The 19950-nt window shown below is 35.0% G+C and carries 20 protein-coding genes; 13 read left to right on the forward strand and 7 right to left on the reverse strand.

From position 1 onward, the window contains the following. Positions 1–6: 6 nt before the first annotated feature. The gene (locus H7K77_RS17780; protein WP_186579711.1) at positions 7–576 is read right to left on the reverse strand and encodes an LOG family protein; all 570 of its coding nucleotides are present in this window, start codon (positions 574–576) and stop codon (positions 7–9) included. A 100-nt stretch (positions 577–676) separates the two neighbouring features. On the opposite strand from H7K77_RS17780, the gene H7K77_RS17785 reads away from it, so the two are divergent. The 11 genes from H7K77_RS17785 (at position 677) to H7K77_RS17835 (ending at position 10344) form a co-directional block, all read left to right on the forward strand. Then, complete coding sequence (locus H7K77_RS17785; RefSeq protein ID WP_186579713.1) at positions 677–1000, forward strand: MazG nucleotide pyrophosphohydrolase domain-containing protein; 324 nt, start codon at positions 677–679, stop codon at positions 998–1000. Positions 1001–1560: 560 nt separating this feature from the next. Then, positions 1561–2553 carry an LCP family protein gene (locus H7K77_RS17790; RefSeq protein WP_186579819.1) on the forward strand — a complete coding sequence of 331 codons (993 nt, stop codon included), beginning with the start codon at positions 1561–1563 and terminating at the stop codon, positions 2551–2553. A 343-nt stretch (positions 2554–2896) separates the two neighbouring features. Beyond that, positions 2897–3232, forward strand: coding sequence for a hypothetical protein (locus tag H7K77_RS17795; protein WP_186579821.1), 336 nt, complete (start codon positions 2897–2899; stop codon positions 3230–3232). Positions 3233–3629: 397 nt separating this feature from the next. Next, complete coding sequence (locus H7K77_RS17800) at positions 3630–3944, forward strand: hypothetical protein (RefSeq protein WP_186579823.1); 315 nt, start codon at positions 3630–3632, stop codon at positions 3942–3944. Between the two features lie 2 nt (positions 3945–3946). Then, entirely contained in the window at positions 3947–5470 is a 1524-nt protein-coding gene (locus H7K77_RS21380; RefSeq protein WP_235988990.1) for a hypothetical protein, read from the forward strand. Positions 5471–5474: 4 nt separating this feature from the next. After that, a complete protein-coding gene (locus H7K77_RS17810) occupies positions 5475–6020 on the forward strand; it encodes an SUKH-4 family immunity protein (protein WP_186579825.1) in 546 nt (181 codons plus the stop codon). 177 nt (positions 6021–6197) lie between these two features. After that, positions 6198–6668 (forward strand): SMI1/KNR4 family protein, encoded by a 471-nt coding sequence (locus H7K77_RS17815; RefSeq protein WP_186579827.1) that lies wholly within the window; start codon positions 6198–6200, stop codon positions 6666–6668. A gap of 709 nt (positions 6669–7377) precedes the next feature. Next, positions 7378–8154 carry a recombinase family protein gene (locus H7K77_RS17820; RefSeq protein ID WP_186579829.1) on the forward strand — a complete coding sequence of 259 codons (777 nt, stop codon included), beginning with the start codon at positions 7378–7380 and terminating at the stop codon, positions 8152–8154. A 157-nt stretch (positions 8155–8311) separates the two neighbouring features. Further along, a complete protein-coding gene (locus H7K77_RS17825) occupies positions 8312–9547 on the forward strand; it encodes an IS110 family RNA-guided transposase (RefSeq protein WP_186579831.1) in 1236 nt (411 codons plus the stop codon). Between the two features lie 142 nt (positions 9548–9689). Continuing rightward, a complete protein-coding gene (locus tag H7K77_RS17830) occupies positions 9690–10028 on the forward strand; it encodes an RNase A-like domain-containing protein (protein WP_328701161.1) in 339 nt (112 codons plus the stop codon). Positions 10029–10044: 16 nt separating this feature from the next. Continuing rightward, positions 10045–10344 carry a contact-dependent growth inhibition system immunity protein gene (locus H7K77_RS17835; protein ID WP_186579833.1) on the forward strand — a complete coding sequence of 100 codons (300 nt, stop codon included), beginning with the start codon at positions 10045–10047 and terminating at the stop codon, positions 10342–10344. Positions 10345–10675: 331 nt separating this feature from the next. Here the strand turns inward: H7K77_RS17835 and H7K77_RS17840 are convergent, their stop codons facing one another. Beyond that, complete coding sequence (locus H7K77_RS17840) at positions 10676–10780, reverse strand: helix-turn-helix domain-containing protein (RefSeq protein WP_328701162.1); 105 nt, start codon at positions 10778–10780, stop codon at positions 10676–10678. A 269-nt stretch (positions 10781–11049) separates the two neighbouring features. Then, positions 11050–11256 (reverse strand): hypothetical protein, encoded by a 207-nt coding sequence (locus H7K77_RS21085; protein ID WP_222599438.1) that lies wholly within the window; start codon positions 11254–11256, stop codon positions 11050–11052. Between the two features lie 200 nt (positions 11257–11456). Between H7K77_RS21085 and H7K77_RS17845 the strand changes: the two genes are divergently transcribed. Both H7K77_RS17845 and H7K77_RS17850 read left to right on the forward strand, forming a co-directional pair. After that, the gene (locus H7K77_RS17845) at positions 11457–13835 is read left to right on the forward strand and encodes a transglutaminase domain-containing protein (protein WP_186579835.1); all 2379 of its coding nucleotides are present in this window, start codon (positions 11457–11459) and stop codon (positions 13833–13835) included. Positions 13836–14378: 543 nt separating this feature from the next. Beyond that, on the forward strand, positions 14379–15365 hold the full coding sequence (locus H7K77_RS17850; protein WP_235988992.1) for an alpha/beta hydrolase: 987 nt from the start codon (positions 14379–14381) through the stop codon (positions 15363–15365). Positions 15366–15729: 364 nt separating this feature from the next. Here H7K77_RS17850 and H7K77_RS17855 read toward each other — a convergent pair whose 3' ends face one another. The 4 genes from H7K77_RS17855 to H7K77_RS17870 form a co-directional block, all read right to left on the reverse strand. After that, the gene (locus tag H7K77_RS17855; RefSeq protein ID WP_186579837.1) at positions 15730–16359 is read right to left on the reverse strand and encodes a YesL family protein; all 630 of its coding nucleotides are present in this window, start codon (positions 16357–16359) and stop codon (positions 15730–15732) included. A gap of 152 nt (positions 16360–16511) precedes the next feature. Next, positions 16512–17351, reverse strand: a complete 840-nt coding sequence (locus tag H7K77_RS17860; protein ID WP_186579839.1) for a carbohydrate ABC transporter permease — start codon at positions 17349–17351, stop codon at positions 16512–16514. Further along, on the reverse strand, positions 17352–18308 hold the full coding sequence (locus H7K77_RS17865; protein WP_186579841.1) for a carbohydrate ABC transporter permease: 957 nt from the start codon (positions 18306–18308) through the stop codon (positions 17352–17354). Between the two features lie 142 nt (positions 18309–18450). Continuing rightward, on the reverse strand, positions 18451–19791 hold the full coding sequence (locus H7K77_RS17870; protein WP_186580158.1) for an ABC transporter substrate-binding protein: 1341 nt from the start codon (positions 19789–19791) through the stop codon (positions 18451–18453). Positions 19792–19950 lie beyond the last annotated feature (159 nt).

The following is a 19950-nucleotide window of genomic DNA, read 5'->3' on the forward strand; positions in this document are numbered from 1 at the left end:
AACTGTTTATTTGTTGTAGGTTTTTATTGTTGGTGGTTCATATGTATTAAATTTATCAATTAAGTCTTTAGGATTTGAATTTAATAAAGCTAATGAGCGATATTTCTCCTGCAAAAATTGTTGCTCTACCATATGGTCAAGTAGGTCAACAAGAGGATTGTAGTATCCATTAATATTAAGAAGCCCAAAAGGTTTTTGGTGTAATCCAATTTGCGCCCATGTATATATTTCAAAAAACTCTTCTAAAGTTCCCGGACCGCCGGGTAATGCAATAAATCCATCCGCTAATTCTGCCATTTTCGCTTTTCTTTCGTGCATGGTATCTACGGTATATAATTCAGTTAAATTTTGATGAGATATTTCACGCTCTTCAAGAAGTCTTGGTATAACACCTATGACATTCCCACCTTCTTCTAAGACAGTATCAGCTACCGCCCCCATAGTTCCCACACTTGCACCACCATACACTAATGTAATATTACGCCTGACTAATTCTTTTCCTAATTGAATGGCACCTTCTTTATAAATATCAGACGCTCCATTACTTGAACCACAAAAAACCGCTATACATTCCAAATTAATAACCTCCGATAAACTATAAATATATTGATTTTCCTTCTCATTATATAGTTTTTTCTGATAGGCTAAAAGGGGACTATTAAAGGAGGGGGAAATCTTGAATGTTATTGAGTTTCAGGAATGGGTTAAAGCGTATTATGAACAACGAGGATGGTCTGAATTAGACATTTTTATTCGAATTGGTTTTTTAGCTGAGGAAACAGGGGAAGTTGCAAGAGCTATAAGAGAGCTTGAAATTGGTAGAGACAGACCAGATGAAAGTACGGGAACATTAGAACAACAAAAACAAGAATTAACAGAAGAACTTGGGGATGTTCTAGGAAACCTTATTGTGATTGCCAACAACTATGATATTTCTCTCGAAGATATTTTTCAGTCTCATCGTGACAAACTAGATAAGCGATATACACCATCAAATTAAATTTTTAGAGGTTGTTTTAACCTCTAAAAATTACTTTCTACTTCCACTATCCAGCTTCGTGGCTTAAGTGCATTTTTCACAAAGTCACTTAAAAGTGAAGACTCATGTTGCACAGTAAGTAATAGTCTACCAGTATGAAAGAGTTGACCTGACCCATTTGGGAGATGCTGATCATATTGAGTGCAATTTTGTATTGTTATAGATCATTTTCTGTGGTAAACGCTCTGTCGTTCATTGCTCTACCTTTTTTCATTTGGTTGTAAATGATATGTCTAAGGTGGCACATTTCAATGGTTTTAATTACATTATAGTTGAAAGTTAAATAAATAAGTAAAAAGAGTACAGATTATCAAAGCTTATTTGCTAATGTAAATAAGTAAGAATATAAAATTAATATTATTCCATCTATCCCATTCACATAAATATTTAAAAGAGATGACTTTGGTCCGATATAATATTTTCTTAATTAATTTATTTTCATTTTTTTGATATATTTGTCGTATAAACAATGTTAAAATCGAATCTATGAATAAATTTATTTAAAATAAGGATGGATCAAATTGGAGCAAAGAAGGTTAACTAAAAAAAAGCGCAGTAAGAAAAAGAAATTTTTGATATTTTTACTCATAATTTTTGCCATAATAGCAGGTATAACGACTTATTCCATCATACAATTTAACCAAGGTAAAAAACTGGCTGAAAAGTCTGTTGTTGATAACAACAATAATGATGAAGAATTTAATGGCGTGGAGCCATTTGAAGGTGAAATCAATATCCTTCTACTCGGTAGTGATGCTCGTGCAGATGAACAATCTAGAACAGATACCATCATGATTGCACAATATGATACGAACAATGAAACGGTAAAACTTATTTCATTGATGAGAGATATGTATGTTCAGATTCCTGACTACCAAAACTATAAAATTAACACAGCTTATTTTCTAGGTGGTCCAGAGCTTTTAAGAAAAACAATTAAACAGAACTTTGGAATAGACTTGAATTATTATGCTGTTGTAAATTTCCAGGGGTTTGTAGATGTAGTAGACGTATTAGCTCCTGAAGGAATTGAAATAGATGTTGAGAAAGATATGTCTGCTAAACTTGACGTCGAATTAGAGGCTGGTTTGCAAAAACTTAATGGTCTTGAATTACTTAATTATGCTAGATTTAGGCATGATGCAGAGGGAGATTTTGGACGAGTAAGAAGGCAGCAACAGGTTGTAAGTGCACTAAAAGATGAAGTACTTAGTTTAAATGGGATTACCAAACTACCTAAACTGGTAGGAACAATAACCCCTTATATGGAAACAAATATAAGTACAATGCAGGTTCTTTCCATAGGAAAAGAGTTTCTTTTAAATCCTGTTAATGATGTTCAAACGTTGACGATTCCTATACAAGGATCTTATACCGATGGTAATTACTCTCATGCTGGAGACGTACTAGAAATTGATTTTGAACAAAATAAGCAAGCGATAGACGAGTTCTTAAATGAGGGAGTAGACCCTGTCGGACAAAATGATAAGTTGTCTACAGAAGAAGAACAATAAATGGCGTTATTTCTGGATATCGGGTCAGCCCCTGTTGAAAGATAAAGTGATAGATATGTCTTTAAGGGAGAATGATTAGGCTAAGCAGATGATAGAAAGGGTATGAACTTTCTGTATTGTTTTTCACACCAACAGAACTATTTTCTCGGATAGTAGAATTGCTTTCTATAATTAGAATACGCTGACTAATCAGCGGATCTAATTATAGAAGGTCTTTTTTATTTGATCATGAACAAATGTCAATGTTATTTTTAAAGGGTTAGAAACAGAATGATATTTTCCGAGACAGAATAAAAGATTAGAATAGTTAGCTTATTCTTTATATGTTGGGAGTTGAGTATGAATGAGGAAATTTATTCATTGGCTAATAGAACCTTACCAAACAGGGCGGGTAGAAATTACATATTTAAAAGGAATGCTTAATGAACAATTAAATAAAGGGATGAAAAATAGGTTATACCAACTCATCTCGTTTAATGCTATGATTCTTATTATTCATACATTTTTATTAGCTATGATCGTGACATATGTGGTACTCACATTTGTTAATATTTTTTCCTTCTTAGGAATTGCTTTCATTATTCCTATTATATTACTGTTGAAAACATTCTATAAGAAAAATCATATGAGATTTAGAGATATTTATATTGATAAAGACTCGGGTGTTAGGGACCAATAATATCGGGTCAGCCCCTGTTGAAAGATACATTGATAGATGGAACCACTGTTTGTGGAAATCTGAGCCAGTACGTATGGGGAAAGAGCCACCACGATTAATTAATGAGATAAACACTGTGATTACTAATCAATAGTCCCTCGTTTGATTTACCAACGTAATGCCAAAGGAAAATTTACTTCTAATTTAAGCTTACTCACAAGCCCAATGGTAAGACAAAATAACAGACCTACTGTTTATTTCCATATTGTCGTTTTCTCCTACATCCTACCCAGATAAACTCATCATCTAAACCTATAAGCCTATTCAGTATTTAGATAAAACAGGCAATATGTAATATACCAATAGTTTCAGTGATTCGCTACCATAGTAATAGAAATATTTGGAAGGGGAATGGCGAATGTTAGTGAGTGCGGAAGAGGCGGAGCGGAGAAGGGAACGGCAACGTTATCTACGTAAAGCAGCTGAACTGGAGGAATACTTATCTCGACTAGATCAAGCTATACAGGACTTTCATCATGCCGATCACACATTTAAAAGAGGTTGTGCTGCTAACTCAGGAAATTGGTTGGGAAATACAAGGCGCGAGTTTAATAGGTGCATTTCAGAGGTAGCCCAATCTAAAAGAAAAGTGGAGCAAACATACTCGGAGCTTCGACAGGAAACGAGAAATAAGCTTCAATACTATCGGCAAAAGGTCTCGTATTACTCATGAGTATGATGAAAGTGAATCTACATGACCTGGAAGCCTTAGGAAAGGTAATTAGGCAAGCGGAAAGACAAGCAGATGAGTCCCTACACCGAATGAATAGGTTGCCTACTGGAAGTGGAACGACTAGTAGTATTAAATATTTAGAAAACAGATTACTCGATGATATGAAGCGTTATCAGCAAAAACTAGATGGTACCAAGATGTTGGTTTCTATTACGAAGTCTAAAGTGGAAAAAACAGAGAGGGAATTACAGTTTAAAGCAGAAGATATCATTAATGGGAACAAACAAGAAGTAGATTTCAATAAAGTTTGTAAGATAGAAAGTAAAGAAAAAGAAAAGTTAAACATGTTTGAAAAATCATGGGAGAGTTTTAAAGGAATTGGCCAAGATATCGGGGATGGTTTTGATAATAGAAACAATAAAAAGTTTGATTCGACTTACGACTTCACAAATTATTTGACACTAGGTGCACTAGATGGAGGGAAAGCTTTTTGGTCCGGTTTATCCTATCGATCTGAACAATCCATGAATTCGGTATATGATTTTACAAATTATTGGACGCTAGGTGGCGTAGACTTAGTTCGTTCATCCGTTAATCCAGATGAACCATTTTCAAAGGAGCACTGGTTAAGTAGCCTGGGCCTAGCAGCCTCTGTAACAGGAATAACTGGATCTGCCTTTTCCAAGGTTACTGGAGGCCCATCTCGTATAAGTACAGTAGTTGTATCATCAGGAAACTCGATTAAAAGGCAATCCTTTCAATATAATCTGATGCCAGAAAGAATGCGCCGATTAATGGACAATACGTACAATCAAACTTTAAAAAGTCCCATAGTAGCAACTTCTCAGTATGCGAAACAATCTATAAAAAACTGGAATAACCTCTTACGACCAAAAACACTGGCATTTGATGGAGCAGGTTTTGGACCTCAACGATTTGATTCGATAGGGAATATTGTGGAGCTTAATCGGTTTGATGTTGAGGGGAAAGGTGGTAGTGTTGGTACTAAGGGTACGGGTAAAGATTATGAGACTTCTAAACTCCAAAAATGGAGTAACGATGGTAAATATGATAAAGTTAGAGCATACAGAGGCAGAGACCTTACGGAATACAACAGTGAATATTTAGTTGATCCTAGGCTTGTAGTTGAAATGAATTTTAAAGGAAAGGCTCATTCAGGAACTAACGCTGCTGGATGGGAAAGAAATGCAAAGAAATTCTTTAATTCACTCCTAAAAAGTAATCCGGAGTTTTGGAGTACAGAAAATACAGCTTTGATAAAAAGAGGGCGTGTTCCAAAAGTCGATGAGCAGTTTTTAAAACACTTTCCCCAATACAATGAGTATATACAAGAACCAATGCGTCATCATCACATTGGAGAAGGTGGGCAAGCTGTTGCCCTTCCCAAAAGTCTACATCCTGGATATGGTGGTATCCATAATGTGGAGAAGGATTGGGGTATAACTGGAGTAGATGATGAAATTGCAAGAAGATTAGATAGCTTTATAAAAGATTCGGGAAGGTGAGAGAATGATAACACCAGAAGAGTTTGTTGATAGATGGGATGTTATTAAGAATGGGCCATTAAATAAATTTAAAGAACAAGATATAATGGCTACAGATTTTTCGGATGATGTTAAGAAATTTTTGTCTATAGGTGGACTACCGGAGACACCACCGCCGTATTTGGAATTTACTTCGCCACAACTTAGACCTATTACTCATTTATTTGATATATCAAATAAATTTCAAAAGTATTGGTTTTTAGGTTCAACTGGTTCAGGCGATCCAATATGTATTACGGAGAAGGAAGAAAATATAGTGTTTCTTAATAATGGAGATAATTATGAAGAAATATTTGTTAATTCTTCTTTGAATCAGTTTGCAGAGTGTATATTAGCCTATACATCCATGATTGATAAAGCAATAGAGGTTAACGGTGAGGATGCCTTTATTGATAACGATATACCTGAATCATTAATAAACTGGTTAAAAGATGAGCTAGAGAGAATTGATAATAAGTGTATGCAAACTGGATTCTTTTGGTCTACTGAGTACGAAAATCTATTTGAATAACCTCGTATAGAAATGAACTCGTTAAAATAAATATAAAATGAAATGCACCTTTGATTCTAAAAACAAGTATTGTCCTGGTTTTGACTCGAAGGTGTTTTTCTGATTAAGGCAAGATATGTGTACTGGAACTTGTGCAAATGCACTAAGATAGTATGGTGTAAAGAAAGGAGAACAAATATGAAAATCAAACAGGACACTATAGTAAGGCCATTGCCTTCTGATAAATTAATAAAAAATCAGGAAAAGTTTTGGAGACTTTTATTACCAGAGTCTTTCTTAGAATTTATAAAAGAAAATAATGGTGTAGAGGTTGAGGAAGCAACATTTGAGTGTAACAACCGAGGTTATGCGATAGAAAGGTTTTTGTGTATATTAGATGATATTGAGAATCATCCAAAAGGAATTTATGACATAGATGTTGTATTTTCACAAATAGGTGAAAGGTTAACTGATAACGAAGACTTATTAGGGGCAGAGGTATTGCCAATAGCTAGTGTATTTGCGGGTGACTTTGTATGTTTAGATTTTAGAACAGATAAAAATAATCCATCTGTTTGTATATGGTCTCATGAAGAATCTGGTGAGTTTGAGCCTGTTACATATAATTTGGCAGATAACTTTACTGAATTTTTAAGGATACTTGAATAGACATTACAAGTTGAAAGTATAGGAAATTGAATGTGATATTAATAATGGATAAATTTTAGAGTATGGAAGAAAGCACCTGATTGCCTTTTGAGCAACAGGTGTTTTTTATTAAAGTTTTAGATCTTGGTCAACATAGATGATGCATTAATGAAATTCATAACTCATGAAGGTTGTACCATCATGGCATTCTGTTTTAGTACTTTGTTTGTGAAAATAATAAGATAAACAGGCGAGATGACATTTTAAGTGGCAGGAAGACTTATGATACTGTAAAACAGACAAACTAAAGACAATGACAAAGCTCGTAATGCTAAAGATGGTAATGATACAGATACATAAATCTAGTAAAAAGAAAGTGAGGATTTTTGAGTGAGACAAAAAGAAAATGATTTACATGAAAATCAAAAGCTCATGATGGTTGTACCATCAAGGAGTATCGTTTTAATACTTGGATAGTAAGAAAAGTACGATAATTAGGCGAGATGACATTTTATATGGCAGGGGTAATTATGAAAGGGAATGGCTAAAAAACTAACGAGTATGACAAAGCTCTTGGCGATAAAAGGTAGGTTACGTAAGAAGGTTACTAGTTTAGCATCAGGGCAGACAAAAATTTGGTTGTATTTTTACTGGAGAGGGTCGTATAATACTCGGTATTCGTTAAAAAGCGTTACGAAAATTAAAATTTATGTAACGGGAGGGTGAGAAGTTGAACGTTGTTGGGTATATACGAGTATCCACTCAAGGGCAAGCAAAAGATGGATACAGTTTGAAATATCAAGAAGAGGAAATTAAAGCATACTGTGAAGAACAAGGTTGTAACTTGATACACATCTTTAGAGATGAAGGAATCAGTGGCGCAAAACTAAATGAAGAAGCATTAGAAATTGACAGGGTGGGCTTACAGGAAATGTTGGCTCACCTTTCGTCTGTCCAAATTGATTATGTGGTGGTGCTGAACACAAGCCGATTATGGCGGTCGGATATTGTAAAGGTCTTGATACAACGAGAGTTGAAGAAATATGGCTGTGACATTAAGAGCATTGAACAGCCATTTTACAGTGCCCATAAGAAAGATCCGAATGATTTCTTGGTAAACGGCTTGATGGAATTATTAGACCAATACCAACGGCTTGAAATTGCCCTCAAACTAACGAAAGGGCGAAATAAGAAAGCTAAGGAAGGAGGATATGCAGGAGGAAGGGCGACATTTGGCTATACCAAACAAAAGGGTGAAAAGGAACTAAAAATACATAACGGGCATGCAGAAGTAGTGAAACGGTTATTTGAGTTGAAACACTTACATAGAAAATGGTCACTGTCTAGGTTGGCAGAAGCTTTGAATGAAGAAGGGTATCAAACAACCCAGGGGAAAGCATTTACGAAAGTACAAGTGAAGCGAATATTAGACCGAGAAAGTTTTTATCAAGGGATATATACATACGGACAAATACAAGCAAATGGCAAACATGAAGCAATAATTTAAATGGTTACTTAAAAAAGAGACTCATTTTCTTATATATCCCTATGTAAAGGTGAAAATGGATAGGCTTTCGTACCAATGCGCACCAATTGGTGAACGCTCGAACTAAGGTTGCCGGCATTTTCATTCCATAATTGACAACTGAATAGGAGGATGAACCATGCATGAAAAACAGAAACACATTTATGTGGGTGTAGACTTACATAAACAGCATCATGTGGCAGTGATTATTAATTGTTGGCAGGAGAAGCTTGATGAAATAAAGGTTGAAAATAAACCGTCCGCTTTCTCAACATTTTTACTAGATATTGATAAACTGACAGAAGAAGGGTTGACACCTGTATTTGGTTTAGAAGATGTGGGGGGTTACGGTCGAGCACTGGCACAATATCTAACGGACCATGGACAAGTTGTAAAAGAGGTTAACCCAGCACTTTCATATGCTGAACGAAAAAGCCATGTGACCGTACAAAAAAGTGATAGCTGGGATGCGGAATGTGTGGCTAGAATATTAGTAAGACAACTTAGCCATTTGTCAGATGCTAAGCCACATGATTTATATTGGTCGATACAACAATTGGTCACTAGAAGAAATGCATTGGTGAAGGCGCAAGGTGCTTTGAAGAATCAACTGCATATTCAATTGAGTCACCATTACCCTAGCTATAAGAAGTTTTTCTCCGAGGTGGATGGGAAAACAGCTTTAGCATTTTGGGAACGATACCCATCACCGTCTTGTTTAGAAGGTGTGAGTATAAAACAATTGACCACCTTCCTATTAGAAGTGAGCCATAATACTTGTTCGGTGAAAAAAGCGAATGAAATATTGAAGCTAGTAATAGAAGATGGGAACACAACAAAAGAATATCAGGAAACTCGAAACTTTTTGGTAGAAAGCATTGTGCGCCACATTTTATTTGGAAAGCAGGAAATAGGCAAGGTGGAAAGAGAATTAAAAGAGTTAATGAGCTTACTAGACTTTCAGCTAGACTCTATGCCAGGAATAGACCTTGTAACAGCTTCAGCTTTAATTGCAGAGATAGGTGACGTAAGACGCTTTCCAAATGCCAACAAATTAGCACGATTTGCGGGTATTGCGCCAGTTTACTTTGGGTCTGGTGGGAAAGGTAAGGAACAAAAAAGCAAACAGGGAAATCGGGCGCTACACGCCTTATTTTACAACTTGGCAGTCCAACAAGTACAAGTGGCAAAAGGAAGTAAACTGCCACGGAACCCTGTGTTTCATGCTTACTACCAACGAAAGCTTAAAGAAGGCAAAACAAAGGGACAAGCATTGGTTTGCATTATGAGAAGGCTTGTGAACATTGTTTATGGCATGATGAAGCATAAAACAGCCTATAGATTGCCGATAGTGCACGAGAAAGGAGTAGTTTAATAGGGTGGTAAAATGGCTGATTTTTTTATTTTTAGCTTTTAAGATTACAACATAGGGTATAGATAATGTTAAGCAAGGAGATAAGAGTTCTCTAGCGCCTGGTGGTGGATTAAATGCACATGAGCTAAAAGGTGGGCATTTAATAGATAGGCATATTGGAAAAACAGATGAACAATTATTGGATAGATTAAAAAATAATCCCAAAATTACAGGTTCTTCAACTTTTAATGATAGAATGACAGCGGAAAAAGTTGCTGATACAGTTCTTAGAGACCCTAAGAATATCGAGAAAATCCAAAAGTGGATATCTGACCCAAATAGTAGACCTACCTTACCTTTAAAATTCAAAGGTGATGGGGAAATAATTGGGAGAAGTGCTACTAGAAATTCAGAATTAATCGAGAATGTTACAAACGCAAAAATAATACTTAAAAAGGATAATAATGGTAGTTTTATTTTAACAGGATATCCTGTTAAATAGAAAGAAGGGATAGTTTATGGATGAAACTTATGATTACTTAGAAGAACTGGAAGATTTTTTAGGAGGTACATTTCATCAAGACATCAGTTCTCCAGAACAAGCAATTGATGAGTTTATAAACGAAGCTAGCATAGAATGTCTGCTGTCTACAATAAAGGATTGTGAGAAGTTTTTGAATAGTAGTTTAACAAAACAGGAGAAAGAAAATATTATTCAAAATAATGCCGAAGTTTACTTTCCAGCTATAGAATTAACCCCTCTACAGTGGCTAAATAATTTAGTAGAGAATATGAAAGAAGGAGTGAAAACAAAATAGAAATAAAAAAGTTTAAAGATAACCTTGATTGGCTAATGCCTTTCAAGGTTTCTTTTTTGCTGGTGGGGGCTACCTAGTACCGGATGAACCACTTATCATTGTTACAATAGAAGTATGCCTTGTAAGCCCTATATGATATTTAACAAATTCTTTAGTACGTACAACGCCTTTAAAAAAGTAACCTATTTAGTCACTTTTAGTTGTTGTCAAATAACCTAAAATCATCAGATACCAACATACTTATCCTCAATTACTTAGCCTTTGCTTTCCCCCTGTCTTTTAAATTTTTCGCAACTTTTACGTATATAGAACGATTACTATGTCAAGAGGACTACTCCACCTCGATTAACTCCTGAATGTCGATGTCTAACACTTTGCATACCGTTTCTAATGTCGATAGATAAACCCTGTCCAAGAATGTGATTTGTTTGAGAATCGAAAGCTCATGGTGGTTGTACCATCATGGAGTATCGTTTTAATACTTGGATAGTAAGAAAAGTACGATAATTAGGCGAAATGACATTTTACCATGGCAGGAATAGTTATGATATGGAATGGCTGACAAACTAACGAGATTGACAAGGCTCGTGGCGATAAACAATGGGTATTGTGAAAGAGAGTTGTTTTATAGTCTTGGCTCATTAATTTTGGGTTGTATTTTTACAATAGATGGTCGTATAATACTCGCTATTCGTTTAAAAAGCGTTACATAAATTTTAATTTCCGTAACGGATGGGTGAGAAGTTTTCCTATTTTAGTAAAACCTCTTCCTGCTTCATTAATTAACAACTTAAGTACTAACTTTCTTCGGTTTCTACAATAATTTGGGTGATCAATAGGGTGACTGGCACTAGCGATATTTAAGTCTAGGGGATTAGCCTGTTCATCCTGATTGTATATCTTGTAGTTCATATGGTCCGTGTCAATAGTACAATCTTTCTTTGTTTAGATTTAAAGTTTGTGTCCTTTGACTGATATACATCCAATGTATGTTTGGTAATATTTGTATGGGTAATTTATTTTGCGGAAAGGGGTATTTGGAAGAAAATTGAAAATAAATGGGTGCGCCTTTTGAGGATAGTGTTTGAATAATGAGGAATTAGGGGGATCTTATGAAAGTTAAACATATTAGAAAGAAATATATGATTTGTGTGGTAATAGTTTTGTTATTGTTAGCGGGTTGTGTAGGAAATAAGGAAGCATCAAAAAGTGAAGAAGATTTGAAACAAGAAAATGTTACAGATACGAAGAAGAGTAACGGGAAAGAAGCAACGGTTCTAGATATAAAAAAGAAATACGGTGAAGAATCTAAGCAATCCATTATGCCCATGTATAATGTGGAAAAAAATAAAGAGTTTACCTTCGAATTTAAGGCAGATATGTCAGAGTTAAATTCTACTGAAATTATTAGTGTACATACCGATAGTAAAGTATTGCCAGAAAGTGATATACAGGCTGATGTATCTGCTTTTCTAATGTACGATCCAGATAAACAGGTGACCCCTATAACGGTTGAGCCATCGTACTTTGCTCCGTTACAAGTGATTGGAAGTCAATCTGATGAAGCTACTTGGGGTAATGCCCCTATGTATTACATTCGTGTTAATTATGATTTAAACACACCAGAACCGGTTAAATTGAAGGAGCCAATGATTATTCCTTTTACTATAAAAACTGGTGTGGCTACTCCTAATTTAAAGGCGTCAATCGGGTCAGATGGGAGATTGAGTTTAAAATGGAGTGAGGTAGAAGGAGCTGAACAGTATAACATTTACCAAGCAAACCCAATGGGTATAGGAATATTTGAGGAAGGCAATAAACCACTTAATGGAGCTGATCAAGGCTATCAAGGAGTTTCTGTAAGTTTGCTTGGAAGTGTAAAGGAAACGGAATTTAATGATTTCATGACAGATGGTTCTGGGGGATTAATTCAAGTAGCGGATACCATTACAGAACAAAACTTTGGGGTGAATGGTGAATATTTTGTAACAGCTGTAGTAGATGGGAAAGAATCTTCGTTTAGTGCTCCTGTGGATACTTCCGCTCTATCTAATCAATTACCAACAGAGATTGCTAAAGAAAACAATTTTTTGTTTTCAACCTTTGAAGATGTAAATGCGCTGCCAAAAACCGTACCTGTTAGCTATTTAAATAATACCACCCAAGATAAAATAGTTAACTATCACACAGATAAAGTTGATATTTCAGAAGGTGGAACTCTGATTCCTTATACAATAGAAGGAACTGTGTTAAAAGGAGCGTTCACAGTAAAATCTGCAACGAAAGAGTCGATTAAAACCCTCGTTAAAAATGAGGAAAGCTCAGAGGCTTCTGGTTATGTTATGCCAAAAAATGAATCAGACTATGTACCAACACCAGATGTACCAACGATCATAGATGAAGAAAATGAAAAAGCGCAAGAAGAAGAATCAATTGAGAAGCAGAAACAAAATACAGAAGACCAAGTTAAAGAGGCTGACAAGGAAGTGGTACAGCCAAGTGATCTTATTATAAATGCAGATTCGGCATTAGAAGAATATTTAGCGATTAATATGCTAGAGGGAAAAGAAAAGATATCCATCCAAGCCTTTCCTGAGGCCCAAAATGTAGAGGCTCTAAGTGATGCTATTTTAAAGGTGATCTATCAAAATCCACTTATCATAGGGGCAGAATCCTTTCAATATGATTATGCAACCCTAAGTGTTATCGTTACCTATCAAGATTCACAGGCTGAAATGAAACAAAAACAACAGAAAGTAATGGACGAAGCGAATAAGATTGTTAAAAGTATTATAAAGGAAGATATGGATGCAAATGAGAAACAAAAAGCTATATATGACTATTTGAATGATAATACGACATATGATAATGAAGCGCTAGAAAATGCTGAAAAGAATAACTTTGAAAAGACAGATCCATCCTTTAACGACTCATTTAGTGTATATGGAATCATGGTGAACAAGGTTGGGGTATGTATGAGTTATGCATATACTTTCCAATTGTTAAGTGAGTTGGCAGGTTTAGATAGCATCGTAGTTACTGGTGATTTAGCCGGAGTACCTCATGCGTGGAATAAAGTTAAATTAGACGATCAATGGGTACATGTAGATACTACTAATAACAAGACAAACACAGGAATTCCGTATTTCCTATATAATTCTAATGATGAAAATGCCAATAGACAGGAATTTGTGCTAGATAATGAGTATTGGATTGATCAGGAGTTAAGTGAGTTTGAAAGCACAAGCTATAAATATGATTATTATGTAGTTAATGACTTAATCGTGGATACGATGGATGAATATAAGAAATTAGTAACCAAACAACTTCAAGAGGGCAAAGATACGATTGTTATTCGTTTTGCGAATAAAATAGAAAACCAAGATGAACTATATACACAGACTGCTAATGCTTACCAAGATACTGCACCAGAAAAGTTAGAGACTGCAGAATTCTATCAATTGGGTACGTACGTAGTTATACAGAATTAGTGATTACTATAGGAGTCAGATCCTGTCAAATGTTTACCCTTATTAGAAGGACAGGTAATGCTGGATTAAGTGTACGCTAATCTTTAGGAATATAAATCAGACTAATGACGTGACATCAAACAACAAACCAACATCCTTTTCATTGTAAGAAAAGTAAATATAGTTATATAGGATAAGATTAATAACGTAGCCCATCACCTTAACTGGTTGGTGGGCTTTTTTATGCTCATGTTTTAAAGCAGTCTTTTATATTGAAGGAAAGGGGATTGCCCATAACCTATGATCTAATATGCAATATATATTTTAGTAAGGGAGAAACAAAATGTTAGAAATCAATAACAGTAAATTAAGATTGACTGAGCAAAAACTTACCTTTTCATAAAGAATGTACCAGCTAATGTTTTTAACATTCACTTTCTATAACTAACGGTTACAGTAGAGTTAATAAGCCTCAAGACTTATCTTAAAATACATCTAAGGTTCATTTCTAGGAGTTCGTTCGCGCGGTAAGATGGAAAAAAAGAAGGAAGGTCATAGTAAGTAATGGAGAGAAATAAAAAGAAATTTAGACTTTGGATCGTTTTTAGGAATATTTTATTATTCATCCTAGCAGCATTGGTTATTTGGGTTATTTTCAGTAACGTTATGACTAAATATGAACAAAAAAAGTACCCTCCAATAGGAGATTTAGTTGAGGTTAATGATAAGAATATGCACATTTATACAAAAGGGGAGGGCGATAACACGATAGTCTTATTAAGTGGTCTTGGTACTGCTGCACCGGCATTGGATTTTGAACCTTTGATAAATGAAATGTCAAAGAATAATAAGGTAGTAGTGGTAGAGTCGTTCGGGTATGGATGGAGTGATATAACCAACAAGGAACGAACGGTGGAAAACATTGTAGATGAAATAAGAATTGCCCTAAGAAACTCTAACATAGAAGGGCCATACATATTAATGCCACATTCAATATCAGGAATCTACAGTATGTATTTTGCTAATAAATATCCAGAGGAAGTTGAAGCCGTCATAGGAATCGACCCAACGTTACCACAGGCATTGGATTATTTTGGTGAAAATTCTCCAACAATGCCTAAGTATTTAAGTTATTTAGCACCAACTGGAATTGCAAGAGTTGCATTGTATATAAATCAGGACAGTTTTTTACCTATTGCGGATGATGGCACATATTCCGAAGAAAATTTAAAAATGACCAAGGCTATAACGGCTTGGAAGGGGTATAACAAAAATGTTGTTGCTGAAGCCAATAAAATAAAAAGTAATATTAAAAAAACAGTTGATCAGAAATTCCCTTCAAATATGCCAGTTTTATTCTTTACCACGAAAGAAGATAAAATAACAGAGGATGGTAAAAACAATGTTACTTTTTATGAGACGCAGTTAACTAAATCTCCTGCTAGTAACATTGTTACATTACAGGGGCATCATTACCTTCATTGGACTCGTTATAAGGAAATAAGCAAGGAAGTTAATGAATTCATAGGAACATTTGCTGTTAGTCAATAAGAAGTGCGGAGTTCAATTAAACGGGGCTAAATTATTTTTAAAAAGACCGTCTAGACGGTCTTTTTTTGGTGCTTATAACCTATCCAATATCCATTTTAAGTAGAACCCATGCTAGAGTCAGTAGCTTGGGGGGAACTTAGGTTAGCTATGATTACGATGAAGAGGGGAATTTGGTCATCAACCCAGAGCATATATCATTGCTCTATATGTAGGGCACCAGTATATGTGAAAAGTCTAATGGTAGGATTTGTTACTGACGCAAGAACTACCGAGAGAAAGCATGTTTGAAGAAACTAGTAATGTCCTTGGATTTAGAGAAATATCAGTGGTAAAACAACACACTTTCATGATAGAGTAATTTTGGTTAGGCAGGATCCTTTTTCCCATGCAGCACCTGTGTAAAGACTCTCAGGGATAACCACATCCAAACTAATGCACTTACACTAAATGTAAAAAATATAAGTAGAACAGGGTATTCTAGTGAAAAGAACATAAAAGAAAATAATAAAAGCATAATAGTTATGGTTATATGAATTCTAGCAATACCGATAATGAAGGCATTTTTTATTTGATTTATTATGCTGGCGTAATTATGAACATTTAAAGGGAAAACCCATGTAACGATTATCAGAAATAGAAAGAGTACTAAATAGAAAACAAACGGTAAAATGAATGAGATATCCTCTCGTGATTCAAATAATAATCGATAATTTAAAAACAATAGACCTCCAACGATACTTAATATCCAGCCTATGATATTCGTCGAGATAAACTCTTCGCGATAAATTTTCCTGAATGTTTTCCATACTTTTATATCCTTTTTTCCCATTAGCCATTTTCTCGCTACTCCCAACGTTGCTGCTGTTGAAGGGAATATACCTCCAATAATCAAGCCGAATAAAGTGAAAAGAATCCATAAAATATTTAATAAAGCCAATTTATTTAGCCAACCCATAACTAATTCTAATGTTGTCACGATATCGTTACCCTTCATTTTGAAGCCCCTTTTTTACTCTTATGTAGAAAAATTCAACTCGATAGGATCGTCTAGTTATTATTATAATGCTATGTAATAGTAAGATATAGAATGAGAACATAGCTTTCTAAAAGAAAACAGAAAAGCTATGTTCTCATTCTACTAAATTATCATCCTTTTACTCCACCTGATGTTAGGCCGGCAACAAAGTATCTTTGGAAAAATATAAACAATATAATAATTGGAATAATCGTTAACACAGAACCAGCGATTAAAATATCATAGTTATTACCATATGGAGTCAATAAGGTAGCTAAACCAATTGGTAATGTAAACATGCTATTAGATCTTAAAACTAGTAACGGCCATAAAAAGTTATTCCAACTCGCTAAACCTTGTAATATTGCCATCGCAGCCAAAGAGGGCCCCATTAACGGCAACATTATTTTGAAGAATATCCCATATTCTGTACTACCATCTATTCTTGCAGCATCCATTAGTTCTTTCGGTAACCCAAGCGCAAACTGTCTAAAAAAGAATACTGCTACAGGTGCAACAATCAACGGTAGGATAACTGCAAAATAGGAATCTATTAAATGTGCACCTACCATTAATTGGTATAAAGGTAACATCAATATCTCAAACGGTACCATAAGAATTAATAAAACCGATACGAAGAACAAATTTCTTCCTTTAAAATCATACATAGCCAGCGCATAACCGACCATAGAAGAGAAGAATAAAGAAAGAACAATTGTTAAAGCTGAGATCATTAAACTATTTCCGTACCAGCTCCAATACTGAGAAGCCTCATTAAAGATATATAAATAGTTATCTAGATTTAACTTACTAAAGTCAATACTTAACGAAATACCGTCCCTCATTAAATCAGATGATGGTCTAAACGAAGAAACTAATAACCCGATTATTGGGAATAAAACAATAAACGCAATGATAACAAAGCTTATATTCGCAACCCATTTCAAGGTTAAATCACGGTTTTTATTCATTTATTCATCACCTCTCTTAAATGTTCCTGTTGCAATTAAATAGATAATACTAATGACAAATATGATTAGCATTAATACTACACCGATTGCAGAGCCGAATCCCATATCATTTTGCCCAATCCCTTGTTGATAAATATAACCAACAACAGTCAAACCTATATTTCCTGGAGAACTTGTTTCCCAGAATACGAAACTTTCCTCAAACATCCGAAAACCATTAATGATGGTAATGGTACTTACAAAGATTATAATAGGTTTCAAATGTGGAATGGTAACATATCTCATCTTCTGCAATTTACTTGCACCATCGATGTCAGCAGCTTCGTACAATTCTGACGGTATGTTTTGTAGTTGAGCAAGGAAATACAAAAGGTTAACACCAATCCAACGCCATGAAGCAAGAACAACCATTAAGAACATAGCTGACCATGCTTGATAACGCCAATCAACTGCTTCCATTCCTAAGAAGGAAACAATTTGGTTCGCTACCGATGATTCTGTACCACTAAACATCAATCTAAAGATCATACCACCAACGATTGTCGAAGTTAACGCTGGAATAAAGAGAGATGCTCTAAAAAACGTTTTAAACTTAACATATTTAGAGTCTAATAAAATTGCTAAAACCATAGGTAATATAGTTAGGATTAATACCGTTAAAATTACATAAATAGTAGTATTCGAGAGTGCTTTATAGAAATTCGCATTAAATACTCGAGAATAGTTATCTAATCCTATAAATTTTACTTGACCTGGTAATATACTTTGAAAACTCATCATTATACCCCGAACAGCAGGATATAAAGTTAATACTAAAAAGGATATAATGAAAGGAAAAACAAAGATATATGGAACCACTTTTTTTGAATTCAAGAACTTTAAAAATTTATTAGGCTCTTTGAAGGATGTCTTTTGCAAACTAGGTGAAGTATTCCCTTTTTGCAATTCAGAAGACATGCTAAAACCCCCTTTTTTTAATAATGGAGTTACAGTAAACTGTACATAATACAAACAAAGTTATGAAACTAGGAAACTAATGATATGGAAAACAAAGGAGTCGTACATATTTGTACGTACGTCCTTTGTTCTCCTTCATGTATTATTTTTTCATTTGGTCTCGTACTACGTCTGCCGCTTGCTTAAGTGCTTCTTCTGGTGATTGTGATTGGTTTCTTATTGTGGTTTGTGTAACATTTGTGTGGTATTCGCTAATAATATCTGGTGTATTTTCTGTGAAGTTTAATGGATTGATGTCATCCTTGATCTCAAGTAGCATATCAAAGATTCCTTCGCCAAAGTAATCGTAGTATTTGTTATCTGCACGCACTTCTTCGCTTTCCCATGTATCCCAACGTGGAGGATCAAAACCAAGTTCTGTCCAAAGCTTAATGTTTCCTTCTTCTGACAACTTAGCATAAGCTAAAAATTCTTTCGCAAGTTCTGTGTTTTCACTTTGATTTGTAACAACCGTACCAGTACCACCCATACCAGCAGAACGTTTTCCGCCTTCTTCCCATGCAGGCATCGGACGAATAGCTATCTTACCTTTTAAATCTGGCATGTTGTCTAGGAATCTACCCATATACCAAAGTGGAGCTAAAATGGAAGCAGACTTTCCTTCAGAATAATAGCCATAAAATTCTTCTGATTGATTCATTCCACCTGGAGTTATCTCAGCAATTTTTTCTTTATAGATAAGATCCTCTAAAAACTGAAGTGTTTTGATGTTTGTTTCGTTATCTAAAATAACATCTCCATTTTCATCAAAAGCATCAGAACCTTGTTGTGAGATCATTGGCCACATGTCCATTAACCAATCGTCTGTCCCAACGTTCCACATAACTGCATCTGTATTTTCTGTAACCTTTTTACCAGCTTCTACAAAGTCATCCCAAGTTTTAATAGAATCGATATCTACTCCAGCTTGATCCATAATTTCTGTATTATAGTACATTACTGTTGCACCTACGTGCGTTGGAAGACCATAATAATTCCCATCTTTTGCATAGTTTTCAAACCTTGACGTTACAGCCTTGTCTAACACTGGCTCTACATATTCATTCATAGGCTCTAGTTGGACTTCACCTTGCAAGAAGTTAGCAAATTGTCCAATTTCAATATCTGCCATATCTGGTGCACCCTGTCCTGATTGAACTGCAAGTAGCAAATTGTTGTGCATTTGCTCAAACGGATATGTTTCGGCATTTAATTTAATCGGGCGATCTGGGTTCTCTTCATTCCAGCGCTCAGCAGCATCTGTGTACAAATCCATGTGTTGACCAACAAATGTCCATAATGTTAACTCTGTTGCACCTTCAATATCATCACCTACAACTGCTGTTTCGTCAGCTTCGGTTCCTGCTTCTTCACTATCTCCGCCACATGCAGCAAGTACAATAGCCAAGAAACCAAAAAGTAAAACAAGTAAACTTTTCTTCATCATTCAATACCCCCTATTTTTTTTAGCGCTTACAAAAAGGTTCTTTACACTTGCAAACATTCCTTAAGGTTCTAATTAATCTAAACCCTACGAAGTATTGCAAACGCATTCAAAAGATGATGTATAACTTTCATAAAACTTGTTCTTACATAAATCTTA

Source organism: Aquibacillus kalidii (genome assembly GCF_014280935.1).
Taxonomy (GTDB): domain Bacteria; phylum Bacillota; class Bacilli; order Bacillales; family Amphibacillaceae; genus Aquibacillus_D; species Aquibacillus_D kalidii.